The following is a 14,190-nucleotide window of genomic DNA, read 5'->3' on the forward strand; positions in this document are numbered from 1 at the left end:
CCCCTCACTTTCGGCCCCTCGGGGGAGAGGGCCCGGCATCGCCGCCCGCGGTGGCGGCGCTTCCGGTGGCGCCCCGCGCCGAAGCGGAAGCGGAACCTTCGCAGGGGCTCTGACCTGCTGGAGTGCACGCCCTCACGCCGGGTTCACAGAGGTCGTCCGATTCTCCACAACTCCCATTGTGGCAACACTAGTTCGCCTGTAGAGTCCCCGTTCGTCGGGCACGGACAGGCGCTTTCAAGCTTATTTGGGGCGATCAAGTCGATGCAGTGCGAGACCCTCGGAACCACCCCGGACCTCATCCAGGTCTTCACGGAAGCCGCTCTTCGAAACCCGGAGCGCGCGGCACTCGTCCACGAGGGGCGGGTCGTGACGTACCGCCGGCTGCACGAGCTCGTGAACGGCCTCGCGGAGCGGCTCGGGCCACGGCGCGGAGCCGTTGCCGTCCCGGCCGCGCACACCCCGGACACCGTGGTCGCGATGCTCGCCGTGCTGACGGCCGGAGGCGTCTACTGCCCCGTCGACCCGGCCTTCCCGCCGGCGCGGCAGCAGGAGATGGCGTCCGCGGCCGGCTGCCGCACGGTCATCGACACCGGCACGGCCCTCGACCCCCGACTCGGCCTGCCGGTCATCCGATTAGACGGCGAGGAGACGGGGCGGGCCACGGCGGCGACCACCGTCGGCCCCGGGCGGGACGTGGACCCCGAAGCACCGGCGTACATCCTCTTCACCTCGGGCTCCACCGGCCGCCCCAAACCGGTGGTGACACCGCGCCGGGCCATCTCGGTCTCCGTCCGCTCGCTCCGTGACCTCTTCTCCCTCACGGAGGAGGACCGGGTGCTCCAGTTCGCCTCGCTCAACTGGGACACCTCGCTGGAGGAGATCCTCCCGGCGCTGACCGCCGGAGCCACCCTGGTGTTCGACCGCGAGGCGCACTCGGGGTCCTTCCCGCGGTTCCTGCGGATGGTCGAGCGCGAACGCGTCAGCGTCCTCGACCTGCCCACGGCCTTCTGGCACGAACTCGTGCTCCACCTCGCCGAGGAGGGGACGGCACTTCCCGACTGCGTCCGGCTGACGGTGATCGGCGGGGAGGCCGTCAGCCCCGCCCGACTGGCCGACTGGAGCCGCCTCGACACGGGCCGCGTCCGCCTGCTCAACACCTACGGATGCACCGAGACCACCCTGATCACCCACGCCGTCGACCTGCACGGCCCCGGCGCCCCGGTCCCGGGCCGGGACTGGGCGAGCGGCACCAGGGCGCCGATCGGGCGGCCCCTGGCCCACGTCGTGGAGGACGTCGGGGACCGGGACGAACTGCTGATCGGCGGCCCGGCGGTGGCCCTCGGCTACCTGGGCATGCCCCGGGCCACCGAGGAGGCGTACGCGGTCGTGGGCGGCGAACGCCGGTTCCGCACCGGCGACCGGGTCGGCAGGACGCCGGACGGCCTCCTCACCCACGAGGGCAGGTTGAACGACGAGATCAAGATCCGGGGCATCCGCGTCGACCCGGCCGAGGTGGAGGCGCACCTCTCCGGCCACCCCGCGGTGAACGCGGTGGCCGTCACCGGAGCCGTCAGCGTCGGCCGCGCCGCACTCGTCGCCTACGTGGTGCCCGGACCGGACGCCGAGACGCGGCACCTCGACGGCGAACTACGGGCCTACCTCCGCGAGCGGGTGCCCGCCCATCTCGTGCCGAGCCGGATCACCGTCGTCCCGCACCTCGTGCTGACCACGAGCGGCAAGGTCGACAGGAGAGCCTCGCACCAGCGTTACGCAACCGTGAACAGGTCAAAGGAGACCGTTGATGAGCGTTGACACCACCGCCGCAGCCGCCGGGGACCCGCCCGCCGGCCCGGGCGCCCCCGCCGGCCCCCGTGCCGGCGCCGACACCGAGGCCGTGGTGGCGATGTTCCGGCGCGTCCTGGAGAGCGAGGACGTCTCGGCGGACTCCGACTTCTTCCTCCTCGGCGGCGACTCGCTGGTCGCGACGCGGGTGCTCAGCGCCGTCGCCCGCTCCTACGGGGTGGAGCTGACCTTCGAGGATTTCCTCGCCGCCCCGACCCCCGAACGGCTGGCCGAGAAGATCGCGGACGCCCGGTGACCGCGCGCGACGGGGCCCCGGCCGACGACGCTCCCGGACGTCCCGGAGGAGTCACCGGCGCCGTGGTGGTCGGAGCCGGGTTCGCCGGACTGACGGCCGCGACCGAACTCGCCGCCGCCGGGATCGACGTGACCGTACTGGAAGCACGCGACCGGGTGGGCGGCCGGGCGCGCGGACTCCAGGTCTCCGCCGGGGACTGGGTGGACGCGGGCGCCGCCTACCTGGGGGACCGGCACACGCAACTCCACTCTCTGATCGCCGAGTTGGACCTCAAGACGACGCCCACCGTCATGCGGGGAGCCAGCCGCTTCGCCCTCGGGACCGAGGCGACCACCCGGGACGGCCGGTTCCCGCCGCTCAACGCCGTGGCCCTCGGCGACCTCTTCGAGCGGCTCGACGAACTCACCGCGACCGTCCGCCCCGACGCCCCGTGGCTCACGCCGGGCGCCGGGGAACTGGACGCCCTGACCGCCGGGGCGTGGGCCGAACGGCACCTCACGCACCCGGACGCCCGGCTCTTCTTCCCGCTCTTCCTGGGCGAGATGATGGCGGCCGACCCGGCGAAGGTGTCCATCCTGCACGTGGCCGTCTACCTGCGGTCGGGCGGCGGGCTGCGCTACCTGAACGCCTTCGAGGGCGGCGCCCAGCAGGACCGGATCGACGGAGGCGCCCACCAGGTGTGCGAGCGGCTGGCCGCTCGGCTGGGGGACGGGGTGCGGCTCGGGGAGCCGGTCCACGCCGTGCACCAGGACGACGACGGGGTCACCGTCCGCAGCGCGAAGGGGGAGTACCGGGCCGACGTCGCGATCATGGCCCTGCCGCCCCTGCTCGCCGACGCCGTCGACCACCGGCCCGAACCGCCGGCCCGCCGGGCGGGCGACCGCACCGCACGGGGCTGCGCGGTCAAGGTGCACCTGGTGTACCCGGCACCGGTCTGGCGGGACCACGGTCTGTCGGGCTGGTCGGTGAACGCCGAGGGGCCGCTGCTGTCCACCGTGGACGACTCTCCGGCCGGAGCCGGAGTCGGCGTCCTCACCGGCTTCGTCACGGGCGCCGAGGCCCACCGCTTCGCGGCGCTCGACCCGCGGGAGCAGCGCTCGGCGGCGGTCGGGCAGGCGGCCCGACTGTTCCCGATGCTTCCCGAACCCGTGGGCTTCCACGTGACCGACTGGGTCAACGAGACGTACAGCCAGGGCTGTTACGCCGCTCTCTTCGGGCCCGGCGACTGGGTGCGGCACGGCCCGGGGCTGACGGCGCCCCACCTGCGGGTGCACTGGGCCGGAACGGAGACCAGCACCGAGTTCTTCGGGCTGATGGAGGGCGCGATCCGCTCCGGCCGCCGGGCGGCGGAGGAGGTCCTCGCCCGCCGGTAGAGCCGGGGCGCGGACCGGGGCACGGTCACGGACCGGAGCGCGGACCGGCCCGCGGCGCCGGTGAACCGCTCGACCCGTCCGTATCCGCCCCGTCCGTCTCCGCCCCGCCGGTCGGCGCCCCTCCGGCAGCCGTCTGGGGGAACCCGTTCCGCCGGAGCCCGCCGCCCGCCACCCCTGCCGGGACCCCGGCCCCACACGCACACGCGCTCCGAACCGCCGCCGGTCACCCCCCTGCCGGTGGTCACCCCGCCGCCGCCGTCCGGATCCGCCGCCCCCTTCCCTCCCGAGCCGACCACGAGGCCTCACGACCCGCCCGAGCCCAGGCCGTGCGCCGCACCCCACGACCGCACGGGAAAGGCCGCCGAACCACGAGTTCCGCACGTTCCGCCGAGAACAGCAAGCCTTCGAACAGTCGCCGGGCCCCGGCCCCACCAGGGTCCGTCCCGGCGACGCCCGACGGGAGACCCTCATGAGCGACCGCACGTCCATCGCGCCTCTCGCAGTCAGACAAGGGTTGATGACCGAGCCCACGCTCGGAGCAGGCAACTTCCTCGACCACGCCATCGCCGTCAACCCGAACCGCGCGGTCCCGTACGCCTACACCCACCGCGTCGACCACCGGGGAACGGTCGAACTGCGGGGACACAGCCTGCTCGACCTCGCCGCCCTGCGCGACCACCACGCCAAGTGGTACTGGGCCAACGGCGTCCGGCCCGGCGACCCGGTCGGCGTGGTGGTCCGCGAAGGCCTGGAGCCCCTGCTCCACTTCCTCGCGCTCGCCGCCCTGGGAGCCGTACCCGCCCTCGTCAACGACGCCATGCCGCACGAGGTGATGGTGCGCTACCTGAACCACGTGGGCGTCGTGGGAGTGGTCGCGGACGACCCCACGCGGCTCGCCTCCGCCTACCGCGAGACCCCGCACCGCCGCCCCCGCTTCATCGCCATGGCCGCCGAACTCCAGGCCTTCGACTCCGCGTCCGCCGAGCTCCCCGAGGTCTACCCGCACCGGCACGCCGCCGACGACGTGGTCGCGCTCATCCACTCCTCCGGGACCACCGGGACCCCGAAGTCCACCAAGCTGGCGCACCGCCAGTTCTGGGAGGGCAAGCAGCCGCGCATGGTGCGCTTCCCCGCCGAGGCCGACGACCGGCTGATGTCGCTCATGCCGCACACCCACGCGGGCGGACTCAGCTACTTCCTCACCGCCACCCTGCTCGGCCTGCCGACCGTGGTCATGTCCGACTGGCGGCGCACGGTCGTCGAGCCGGTGATGGAGGCCTTCCAGCCCACCATGGTCGCCTCCTTCCCCCGCACCTTCGTGGAACTGGCCACCGGCGAACTCCCGGTCAAGGGCGCGGCGAAGGTCCACTCCTGGTTCAACACCGGCGACAGCGCCCACTACGGGCACATCCGCCGGTTGGTGCGGCTCGGCGAGCGGCCCGCCGGCCTCATCAGGCCCTGGCTGCTGCCCAGCGAGAAGGAGGAGCAGCCGCCCCTGCCCGGCTCGCAGTTCATCGACGGCCTGGGCTCGTCCGAGATGGGCATGGCCCTGTTCGGGCAGATGACCACACCGGAGAGCACCCGCGACGACCGCTGCGTCGGAAAGCCCCTGGAGGTGGTGGAGAAGGCCGCGGTGCTCGACGAGGACGGCCGGGAGGTCCCCGACGGCACGGTGGGACTGCTCGGCGTGATCACGCCCTCCCGCACCCCCGGGTACTGGAACGACGACAGGCTCACCAGCACGTTCGAACGGAACGGCTACTGGCTCACCGGCGACGTGGCCAGGCGCGACGCCGAGGGGCGGTTCTACCACCTCGACCGCACGGTGGACGTCATCGACACCGTGGACGGTCCGGCGTACAGCCTGCCGATCGAGGAGGTGCTGCTCGCCGACTGCGCCACGCTGGTGCAGGACTGCTCGGTGGTCGGCGTCCCCGCCGGGCCGGGGCGGGGTCAACTCCCCTTGGCGGTCGTACGGTTGCAGGCGGAAGCGGCCGCGAGCACCGCCGAGGAGGTCCAGGAGGCGGCCAACAAGGCCCTGATCGCCGCCGGGCTGACACCGCTGGCCGCGGTGAGCATCGCGCGCACGCCGGAGGACTTCCCGCTCGGCCCCACCGGAAAGGTGCTCAAGCGAGAGCTCCGGACCCGCTTCGCGACCTTCCTGACCGGCCGTTAGGCGGGCCCGGAATGATCCCGCAGCCGTACCGGTACGCGCGGACCCCGCTGACCGAGCCGGACTGGCGACGGCTGCCGGGCTGGCGTCGCGTCACGGAACGCGAGTGGCGCGACGCCCAGTGGCAGAGGGCCCACTGCGTGAAGAACCCGCGCCAGCTCAAGGACGTCGTCGGTGACCTGCTCACCGACGACTTCTACGGCGATCTCGCCGCCGACCGGGCGGAGTTCGCCACGATGGCGATGCTGATCACCCCGCAGATGCTCAACACCATGGCGCCCCGGGCCGCCCTGGCGCCGGGAGCGTTCACCGAGGCGTTCCTCGCCGACCCGGTCCGCCGGTACATGCTGCCGGTGCGCTCGGACCGGCACCCGCGGTGGCCGAGCCATCCGAAGGCGGGACGGGACTCGCTGCACGAGGCCGACATGTGGGTGGTGGAGGGACTCACCCACCGCTACCCGAACAAGGTCCTGGCCGAGCTGGTCGCCACCTGCCCGCAGTACTGCGGGCACTGCACCAGGATGGACCTCGTCGGCACCTCCACCCCCCAGGTCACCAAGGCCAGGCTCGCGCTCCGCCCGCGGGACCGGCAGGAGCAGATGCTGGACTACCTCAAGCGGACCCCCGCCGTGCGCGACGTCGTGGTGTCCGGCGGAGACGTCGCCAACGTGCCCTGGCCCCGGCTGGAGGCGTTCCTCATGCGCCTCCTCGACCTGGGATCGGTCCGTGACATCCGCCTGGCCAGCAAGGCCGTGGTCGGCCTGCCCCAGTACTGGCTCCGGCCCGAGGTCGTCGAAGGCGTGGGGAGGGTCGCCTCGGTCGCCGCCCGCCGGGCGGTCAACCTCGCGGTGCACACCCACGCCAACCACGCGCAGTCCGTCACCCCGCTGGTCGCCGAGGCCGCCCGGGCCCTCCTCGACGCGGGCGTCCGGGACGTCCGCAACCAGGGGGTGCTGATGCGCGGGGTCAACGCCACCCCCGAGGACCTCCTCGACCTCTGCTTCGCGCTCCAGGGCGAAGCGAACATCCTCCCGTACTACTTCTATCTCTGCGACGTGATACCCCACGCCGAGCACTGGCGGACCCCCCTCCACCAGGCCCAGCGGCTCCAGGAGGCGATCATGGGATACCTCCCCGGCTACGCCACCCCGCGGATCGTCTGCGACGTACCGCACGTCGGCAAGCGCTGGGTGCACCAGGCCGTCGCCTACGAGCGCGAACGCGGCATCTCGTACTGGACGAAGAACTACCGGACCGAGCTCGAAGTCCGGCAGTCGCCCGACGCGGACCTCGACGAAGCGCTGGCCCGGCGCCACCCGTACTACGACCCGCTGGACACCCTTCCCGAGTCCGGCCGCCGCTGGTGGGCGGAGCGAGCCTCCGCACAGGACGGACGGACCGGCGCCCCGCACCCCCGACCCACCGCACCGGAGGCCACCCCGTGAACCCCTCCCCGGACCGCACCGACACCGGCCCGCTGCGCCGGATGTGCTGGATCTTCCCCGACCGGGAATCGACCCGGACGGCCGAGACGTGGCACACCGTGTTCTGGGACCTGTACGCCGAGGCCGCCGAGGACCTGGGCCTCCGCTGGACCCGGCATTCCCCCGACGCGGTGACGGTGGACTGCACGGAACCCGGACGTCCCCGGGTCCACGTGGACGACGAGCCCGTCACACCCCGGGACACGCTCTTCATCACCGCGCTCTACTCGCTGCCGTACCAGCAGATGGACGTCTTCAACCAGTACGCCCTGTGCACGGTGCTGCAACAGGCCGGCTTCTACCTGCCCTTCCCGCCCGAGACCTCGCTGATCGGCAACGACAAGCTGGCCACCCTGCTCCACCTCGGCGGCTCCCCGATCCCCCCGATCCCGACCGTCCGCATCGGCACGGGACGCGACGTGAGCAGGCACCTGTACGAGGTGGCCCTCGGGAACATGGCGTACCCGGCCATCGTCAAACCGGCCGGCTGGTGCGGCGGCGGGGGAGTCAACCTGGCGCGCGGCAGGGAGGACATCCGGGGCCTGGCCAGCCTCGCCCAGGGCGGCGACACCACGCTCGTGGTCCAGCCGTACCTCGGCGACGGCACGGTCGACCACCGGGTGTACGTGATCGACGGCCGTCCCCACACGGTCCTGAAGCGGACCCCGCAACCCGGCTCGGCGGTCGCCAACATGAGCCACGGCGGCACCATGGAGTTCACCCCCGTGCCCGAGGAACTGGCCGAGGCCACCGCCTACTTCGCCGAGCGGCTGCGCATCCCGTTCTTCTGCCTCGACTTCCTCCACGACGGACAGCGGTTCTGGTTCTCCGAGCTGGAGCCCGACGGCGTCATCCCCCGCGTCCCCGGCGACCCGGACCGAAAGGTCCAACGGGACATCACCCTGGCCCGCTTCACCGCCTACCGGGACGCCCACGCCAGGCACCTCGCCGACACCGAAACCGGCACCGACACCGAAACCGGCACCGAGGCGGACGCCGACGGCGGAGCCTCCCCGTCCCCCTCCCCGACGGAAACGAGTTGACCACCATGTTCTCGCTCACCCCGGAGGCGGCCGAGCCACGGCTGACGGTCGCCCGCAGAACACTGGAACGCCTGCGACAGGTCCCGGAACTGGCCTCGCGCTACCGCGACTCCGAGGACATCCGCACCCTCGACGACATCGCCGCCCTCCCCCCGCTGCTCAAGGACGACCTCAACGCCGCCCTCGCCCACCTGCGACCGCGCGCCGAGCACGGCGCCACCTGGCTCTTCCAGAGCGGCGGCAGCACCGGCGCGCCCAAACTCGGCCACGCGCCCACCGGCTTCTACATGGCCGGGGTGCACGCCCACTGGCAGCCGCTGGACCGCGAGGACGTCTTCGTCAACGCCTGGGGCGCCGGCCGCATGTGGGGCGCGCACTTCCTGGTCGCCGCCCTGTCCGACCTCTCCCGCTGCCAGGTGATCGCGCTGGGCTCCGTCACCAAGGACGAGTACGCCGAGTGGCTGGCCTTCTTCGTGGCACGCGGGGTGACGGCGATCGGCGGCACCCCGAGCGTGCTGAGGCTCTGGTTCGCCCACGCCCGGGCCGCAGGCCTGGAACTGCCGGACCTGCGCAAGGTGCTCTGGCTCGGCGAGGCCTGGCAGCCGCAGCTGGAGGAGGACATGGCCGCGGTCGCGCCGGAGGCCCGCCGCTGGGGCATGTTCGGCAGCACCGAGACCTGGGTGGTCGGCACCAACACGCCCGACTGCCCCGCGGACACGTTCCACACCCTGCCCGACCAGCTGGTCCACGTCGGCGAGGACCAGCTCCTCGACTTCACCGCTCTCGACCCCGACGTGCTCAACCCGGTGCTGCGCTACCGCACCGGGGACGCGGGACGACTGGTGGAGTGCCCGTGCGGCCGGCCCGGGCGGGCCATGCGGGTGCTCGGCCGCCGCGACAGCGTGGTCCAGGTCCGGGGCCTGGGCCTGCACGTCGACGAGGTGATCACGCGCGTGGAGCGGGAGGCGGGCGTCTCGCGCGCCCAGGTGGTGATCTCCGAGACCGGCGGGCGTGCCGGATCCGTGGAGGTGCTGCTGCTCACCGCCCCGGGCGCGACCGTGGACGCCGAACGGCTCCGCAAGGAACTCCTGACCGGGACCTTCACCCTGAGCACCGCCTTCCAGCACGATCCGGAGAACTTCCGCGTGCGCCCCGTCACGGACCTGATCAGCAACGACCGGACCGGCAAGACCTCCGGCCTCGTGGTGCTGGAGGAGCGGTGAGGCTCTCACGGCCGGTGTCCCTGGGCGCCGAGTTCAACCGGTTCTGGATCGGTCAGTCGGTGAGCACCGTCGGCGACCGCATCACCGTCTTCGTGGTGCCGACCGTGATGATCTTCGCCCTGGACGCCTCCGCGTTCCAGGTGGGCGTCGTCGCCATGGCGCAGTACCTGGGGATCCCGCTCCTCGGTCCGCTGGCCGGAGTCCTGGTGGACCGGTGGGACAACCGCCGCACCCTGCTCGTCTGCGACCTCGCCCGCCTGGCGGCGGTGGCCGTCATCCCCCTGGCGTACTGGCAGGGATGGCTCTCCACCCCCCTGCTGTTCGCCTGCGTGGCGGTGATCAGCGGCGCCACGATCTTCTTCACCGTCGGCTACCTCGTCGCCGTCCCCGCCGTGGTGCCGAAGGACCACCTGGTGCGCGCCTACTCCCGGATGGAGGGCAGCCGTTCGGTCTCCGAGGTCTCCGGCCCCTCCCTGGCCGCCGGTCTCTACGGCGCCCTGGGCGTCGCCGCCCTGCTCGTCGACGCCGCCAGCTACCTGGTCTCCGCCCTGTGCATCCGCTCCATGCGGCCCTGGGGCGAGCGGACCGTCGCCGAGGGTTCGGTGGGGGAGCGGCTGACGGCGGGCTTCCGGCTGAACTGGTCCGACCCGGTGCTGCGCCGGGTCGTGGTGGCGGCCGTGACGCTCAACTGCGGCGGCCCCGTCTTCGTCACCGTGCTCCCGATCCTCGCCTACCAGGGGCTCGGCGTCTCCGTCGGCGTCTTCGGCGCCGCCATGTCCGTGGCGGCGGTGGGCGCCCTGGCCGGCGCGGCCCTCGCGCCGAAGGCCGGTGAACGGCTGGGGACGGGGCGGATGCTGGCCTGGGCGCTGCTCCTGCACTGTCTGGTGGGCCTCGGCGTGCTCGCGGCACCCGCCCTCCCGGCCGGCGCCGTGATCGCCGTGACCATGGGCTGCTACGGCTTCTTCATGTCCTTCATCAACGTGAGCAGCGCGCCCATCCGGCAGTCCCGGATGTCCGCACGGAACCAGGGGGTGATGCACGCGGCCTTCCGTACCGCGACCTGGGGCGTGATCCCGCTGGCCGCCCTGGCCGGAGGCGTGGCGGTCAGCCTGCTCACCGGCCCGCTCGGCATCCTGGACGCGGCCCGGGTCACCATGGCCGGCGGCACGCTCCTCGCGGCCTGCTCCTTCCTGCCGGCACTGCGGATCCAGCGCCTGCTGGACGCGGCCGAGCGGGGGCGGACGGCGGAGGCGGACGGCGGGAACGCCGAACCGGCCCTGGCCGAGGGCACCTCATGAGCACGGCGGACCGGGAACCCCAGGTCGTGCTGATCACCGGAACGTCCTCGGGCATCGGCAAGGCCACGGCGATCGCCGCGGCACGGGCCGGCTTCACCACCGTCGCCACCCTGCGCGAGCCCGACCGCGCCGGGGCACTGCGGGAGGAGGCGGACCGGGCCGGCGTCTCCCTGGACATCCGCCGACTGGACGTCACCGACCCCGGCTCCGTCGCCCGCTGCGTCGACGGCGTGCGCCGGGCGCACGGACGACTCGACGCCGTGGTCAACAACGCCGGCGTCTCCAACTTCGACCCGACCCTGGAGATGTCCACCACGGAAGCGCTGCGGGCCAACCTGGAGGTGAACTTCTTCGGAGTGGTCGAGGTGAGCAGGGCCGCGATGCCGCTGCTCCGGGCCGCCCGGGGGCGTCTCGTCACCATCGGCAGCGTTCACGGAGTCGTCGGGCAGCCCTTCAACGAGGCCTACTGCGCGGCCAAGTTCGCCGTCGAGGGGTTCATGGAGAGCCTCGCCCCGGTGGCGGAGGCGCACGGGGTGAAGGTGTCCGTTGTGGTCCCCGGCTTCGTCAGGAACACCTCGTTCGGGATCTTCCCCGACGTCGACCGCAAGACCATCGAGGCCGCCTCCGGCCCCTACGCCCCCACCTTCGCCGACTACATCGACTGGGTCGTCCACCACGGCTGGGAGGGCGCCGGGCAGGAGGCGTCCGAAGTGGCGGAGGTCGTGGTGCGGACGCTGCGGGCCGAGCGACCGGCCTTCCGCGTCCCCACCAACCCCTGGGCGGCCGCGTACCTGGAGAACAAACTGGCCGACCGTGACGGCTCCGTCGTGCGGGAACTCGCACGCACGTGGATCGGGGGCCGGCCGGAATCCGACGACACAGAGCAGGAGAGGTAGTGCCCGCCAAATCCCTTCAGGAACTCGTCGACTTCGTCCGCGCCCACTCGCCCTTCTACGCGGAGGCGTACCGGGACGTGCCGCGGACGGTCTCGCACCTCACCCAGCTCCCCGTCATCGACCACGCGGAGTTCTGGGCGGCCAACACCTGGCCGGACAACCGGGTGCTGACCGGTCCGCTGACGGACGCCGGGGTCTACCGGACCGGCGGGACCACCGGCACGCCCAAGCTGTCCGTCTGGTCGCGGTCGGAACACGCCGACTCGGTCACCGCGTTCGGCGCCGGCATCGTGCGGGCCGGACTGAAGCCGGGGCACCGGGTGGCCAACCTCTTCTGGGCCGGCGAACTGTACGGCGGAATGCTCTACATCGAACACGCCCTGCACGCGGCCCCCGTGGAGAACGTCCGCCTGCCCGTCGGCGCCGGCGCCCCCAACGAGTTCGTCGCCGACCTGATCGACGACTTCGGCGTGAACGTCCTCGCCGGCGTCCCGATGAAACTGGCCGCCGTGGCCGAGTGCCTCGTCCGGCGGGGCCGGACCGCCGACTCGGTGGAACTGCTGCTCTTCGGCGGCGACCTGCTCTTCACCGACCTGCGGCCCATCCTGCTGCGGGCCTTCCCCAAGGCGGCCGTCGCCTCCGTCGGTTACGCCTCCATCGACGCGGGGCTCGTCGGACGACCCGTACCCGGGGACGACGTACGGGTGCACGAGGCGTTCCCGCACCGGACGGTGGTGGAACTCGTCGACGACGTCACCGGCGAGCCGATCACCACGCCCGGGGTGCCGGGCCGCGTCATGGTCACCAACCTGTTCCGCACCCTCATGCCGGTCATCAGGTTCCCGACCGGCGACCGCGGCGAGTGGGTCGACCAGCGGTGCCGGCGGTTCCGTCTCCTCGGCCGGTCCCTGGAGGGCGGACGGGTCGGCACGGTCTCGATGCCGATCGAGGACGTCCGCGCGGTGCTCGTGGAGGCGGACCCGGACCGGTACATCGCCGGCATGCAGATGGTGCAGCGCCGCTGGGACGGACGGGACGGCCTGATCCTGCGCCTGGGATACGTCGAAGAACCCCCGGCGGACCTGGGCGCCCGGCTCGTCGAGGCGGTCTACGCGGCCCGGCCGCTCTTCCCCGCGGAGGTCGCGGACGGCGCCATCCACGAGCTGGGCATCGAGTGGGTGCCGCGCTCCGAGCTGGCCACCAACCCGCGGACGGGCAAGCTCAGGCAGGTGGTGGACGAGCGCCCGGCCGACTGACCGGGCACGCGACAGGCGGGTGACGGGCGCCGCGCGCCCGTCACCCGGACCGCGGCCGCGCCTTGCCGGCGAGCATGACGCTCTGTCCGCGGAACTCCGCCACGACCGTCCCGTCCGTCCGGCGGACCGTCACGTCGTAGATCCCGTTGCGGCCCGAGCGCGTCCGCTCCACGGCCTCGGCGAGCAGTTCGTCGTCCACCGCGGCCGGCAGCAGAAAGGTGACCTGTGCGGACTGCGCCACGGTGACCGGCCCGTAGCCGTTGCAGGCATAGGCGAACGCCGCGTCGGCGAAGAGGAAGAGAAACCCTCCGTGGGCCGTGCCGTGGCCGTTCACCATGTCCTCGCCCACCCGCATGCGCATCAACGCCCGGCCCGGCGCGACCTCCTCCAGGGCGATCCCCAGGGTCCGGCACGTGCGGTCCCGCTCGTACAGCTCAGCGATCCCGGCCGGTGCGTCATCCGGCACGCCGATGTGCACACCCACGACTGCGCCCCTCTTCCACGACCGGACCGGAGGGTCCGATGGCCACGCGTCCGCATTAGACCGACCACGGCAGACAGCTGTCAACGACGGGAAACGACGGGAAACGACCGGGAACGGCCTGCCGGTCCGCTTCACCTCCATGCCCGAGCCCACCCGTCGTCAGCTCGCGGTCACCACCGCCGAGCTGACCGGTCACGGGGCTCCCCCTCCCGCCGTGTCCGGGATCGTCCTCCGCGGCGACATCCCCGCCGACCCGCTCGGGAGCGGGTGACGTTCCGGCTCATCCTCGTGGCCCCGCCGGGGTGCCTCCCGGTGCGGGGGTGGGCAGGCTGGTGCCCCGGGACCGGGCTCGTGGTCGAGGAGGCGGAGAGGAAGCCGTGAGCGGGAAGCCTGGGACGGGCTCCGACGGCGGCGGGACCACGGGGCCGCTCGCGCCCCTCGCCGCGCCCGCGGCGAACGGGCTCGTGTCCGGCCGCGCCGAGCGGGCCGCTTCCCGGTGAGCCGGTCGCGTGCGCCACGCCGCCGGAACCAGTGGCTCTCCGAGCGCCGGCGATCGGTGGTGAGCACCTTCGTCGCCGCCGGCGTGGCGGCGCTCCTCCTCGGTTCGGACGGCAGCTGGACGCAGGTCTCGGCCGCGGACGTGTGCGTGCTGATGCTGCTCGCCCATCTCCTCCCGTACCTCGTGATCACGGTGGTCGCCTTCTCGACCGCGTCTCCGGAACGGGTGCACGCCTGGGCCCGCCGGGAGACGCGGGGCACGGTGCTCCAGCGGTACGTGTACGGCACGGCGCCCGGGCCGGGGTCTCGATCTTCATCGCGGCCGCCGCGCTCCTGGTGGCGGTGGTGTGGCGCCCCGGGCACA

General features: G+C 73.0%; 13 protein-coding genes. 12 read left to right on the forward strand and 1 reads right to left on the reverse strand.

Features of this window, described 5'->3' with window-relative positions; genetic code table 11:
* Nucleotides 1-261 precede the first annotated feature (261 nt).
* From ACIGW4_RS07630 to ACIGW4_RS07675, 10 genes are all read left to right on the forward strand, one after another.
* On the forward strand, nucleotides 262-1,812 hold the full coding sequence (locus ACIGW4_RS07630) for an amino acid adenylation domain-containing protein (protein WP_398713765.1): 1,551 nt from the start codon (nucleotides 262-264) through the stop codon (nucleotides 1,810-1,812).
* Entirely contained in the window at nucleotides 1,802-2,098 is a 297-nt protein-coding gene (locus tag ACIGW4_RS07635; RefSeq protein ID WP_123458484.1) for a phosphopantetheine-binding protein, read from the forward strand. Before ACIGW4_RS07630 ends, ACIGW4_RS07635 begins: the two co-directional genes overlap by 11 nt.
* Before the next feature lie 62 nt (nucleotides 2,099-2,160).
* The gene (locus tag ACIGW4_RS07640; protein ID WP_399579027.1) at nucleotides 2,161-3,471 is read left to right on the forward strand and encodes a flavin monoamine oxidase family protein; all 1,311 of its coding nucleotides are present in this window, start codon (nucleotides 2,161-2,163) and stop codon (nucleotides 3,469-3,471) included.
* Between the two features lie 517 nt (nucleotides 3,472-3,988).
* The gene (locus tag ACIGW4_RS07645) at nucleotides 3,989-5,647 is read left to right on the forward strand and encodes a class I adenylate-forming enzyme family protein (RefSeq protein WP_399579029.1); all 1,659 of its coding nucleotides are present in this window, start codon (nucleotides 3,989-3,991) and stop codon (nucleotides 5,645-5,647) included.
* 11 nt (nucleotides 5,648-5,658) lie between these two features.
* A complete protein-coding gene (locus ACIGW4_RS07650) occupies nucleotides 5,659-7,089 on the forward strand; it encodes a KamA family radical SAM protein (protein ID WP_123458482.1) in 1,431 nt (476 codons plus the stop codon).
* Nucleotides 7,086-8,171, forward strand: coding sequence for a RimK family alpha-L-glutamate ligase (locus ACIGW4_RS07655; RefSeq protein ID WP_399579032.1), 1,086 nt, complete (start codon nucleotides 7,086-7,088; stop codon nucleotides 8,169-8,171). Before ACIGW4_RS07650 ends, ACIGW4_RS07655 begins: the two co-directional genes overlap by 4 nt.
* Nucleotides 8,172-8,176: 5 nt before the next feature.
* The gene (locus tag ACIGW4_RS07660; protein ID WP_399579122.1) at nucleotides 8,177-9,394 is read left to right on the forward strand and encodes a phenylacetate--CoA ligase family protein; all 1,218 of its coding nucleotides are present in this window, start codon (nucleotides 8,177-8,179) and stop codon (nucleotides 9,392-9,394) included.
* Nucleotides 9,391-10,692, forward strand: coding sequence for an MFS transporter (locus ACIGW4_RS07665; RefSeq protein ID WP_185094875.1), 1,302 nt, complete (start codon nucleotides 9,391-9,393; stop codon nucleotides 10,690-10,692). Before ACIGW4_RS07660 ends, ACIGW4_RS07665 begins: the two co-directional genes overlap by 4 nt.
* Complete coding sequence (locus ACIGW4_RS07670; protein WP_399579035.1) at nucleotides 10,689-11,588, forward strand: SDR family NAD(P)-dependent oxidoreductase; 900 nt, start codon at nucleotides 10,689-10,691, stop codon at nucleotides 11,586-11,588. The genes ACIGW4_RS07665 and ACIGW4_RS07670 overlap by 4 nt, the downstream gene beginning before the upstream one ends.
* Entirely contained in the window at nucleotides 11,588-12,844 is a 1,257-nt protein-coding gene (locus tag ACIGW4_RS07675) for an AMP-binding protein (protein WP_123458478.1), read from the forward strand. The genes ACIGW4_RS07670 and ACIGW4_RS07675 overlap by 1 nt, the downstream gene beginning before the upstream one ends.
* A 40-nt stretch (nucleotides 12,845-12,884) precedes the next feature.
* Here the strand turns inward: ACIGW4_RS07675 and paaI are convergent, their stop codons facing one another.
* Nucleotides 12,885-13,328, reverse strand: a complete 444-nt coding sequence (gene paaI / locus ACIGW4_RS07680; RefSeq protein WP_399579038.1) for a hydroxyphenylacetyl-CoA thioesterase PaaI — start codon at nucleotides 13,326-13,328, stop codon at nucleotides 12,885-12,887.
* A gap of 139 nt (nucleotides 13,329-13,467) precedes the next feature.
* Between paaI and ACIGW4_RS07685 the strand changes: the two genes are divergently transcribed.
* Both ACIGW4_RS07685 and ACIGW4_RS07690 read left to right on the forward strand, forming a co-directional pair.
* Complete coding sequence (locus tag ACIGW4_RS07685) at nucleotides 13,468-13,599, forward strand: hypothetical protein (RefSeq protein WP_399579041.1); 132 nt, start codon at nucleotides 13,468-13,470, stop codon at nucleotides 13,597-13,599.
* Between the two features lie 106 nt (nucleotides 13,600-13,705).
* The gene (locus ACIGW4_RS07690; RefSeq protein WP_399579042.1) at nucleotides 13,706-13,828 is read left to right on the forward strand and encodes a hypothetical protein; all 123 of its coding nucleotides are present in this window, start codon (nucleotides 13,706-13,708) and stop codon (nucleotides 13,826-13,828) included.
* The last annotated feature ends 362 nt before the right edge of the window (nucleotides 13,829-14,190 follow it).

It is taken from the genome of Streptomyces sp. NPDC053513 (assembly GCF_044544765.1).
In the GTDB taxonomy this organism is placed as follows: Bacteria; Actinomycetota; Actinomycetes; order Streptomycetales; family Streptomycetaceae; genus Streptomyces; species Streptomyces litmocidini.

Excerpts from the sequence above, each read along its gene's own strand:
- ACIGW4_RS07645 (WP_399579029.1), top strand. The coding sequence starts at position 3,989 with ATGACCGAGCCCACGCTCGGAGCAGGCAACTTCCTCGACCACGCCATC.
- ACIGW4_RS07670 (WP_399579035.1), top strand. The coding sequence starts at position 10,689 with ATGAGCACGGCGGACCGGGAACCCCAGGTCGTGCTGATCACCGGAACG.
- ACIGW4_RS07635 (WP_123458484.1), top strand. The coding sequence starts at position 1,802 with ATGAGCGTTGACACCACCGCCGCAGCCGCCGGGGACCCGCCCGCCGGC.
- ACIGW4_RS07660 (WP_399579122.1), top strand. The coding sequence starts at position 8,177 with ATGTTCTCGCTCACCCCGGAGGCGGCCGAGCCACGGCTGACGGTCGCC.
- ACIGW4_RS07630 (WP_398713765.1), top strand. The coding sequence starts at position 262 with ATGCAGTGCGAGACCCTCGGAACCACCCCGGACCTCATCCAGGTCTTC.
- ACIGW4_RS07650 (WP_123458482.1), top strand. The coding sequence starts at position 5,659 with ATGATCCCGCAGCCGTACCGGTACGCGCGGACCCCGCTGACCGAGCCG.
- ACIGW4_RS07685 (WP_399579041.1), top strand. The coding sequence starts at position 13,468 with ATGCCCGAGCCCACCCGTCGTCAGCTCGCGGTCACCACCGCCGAGCTG.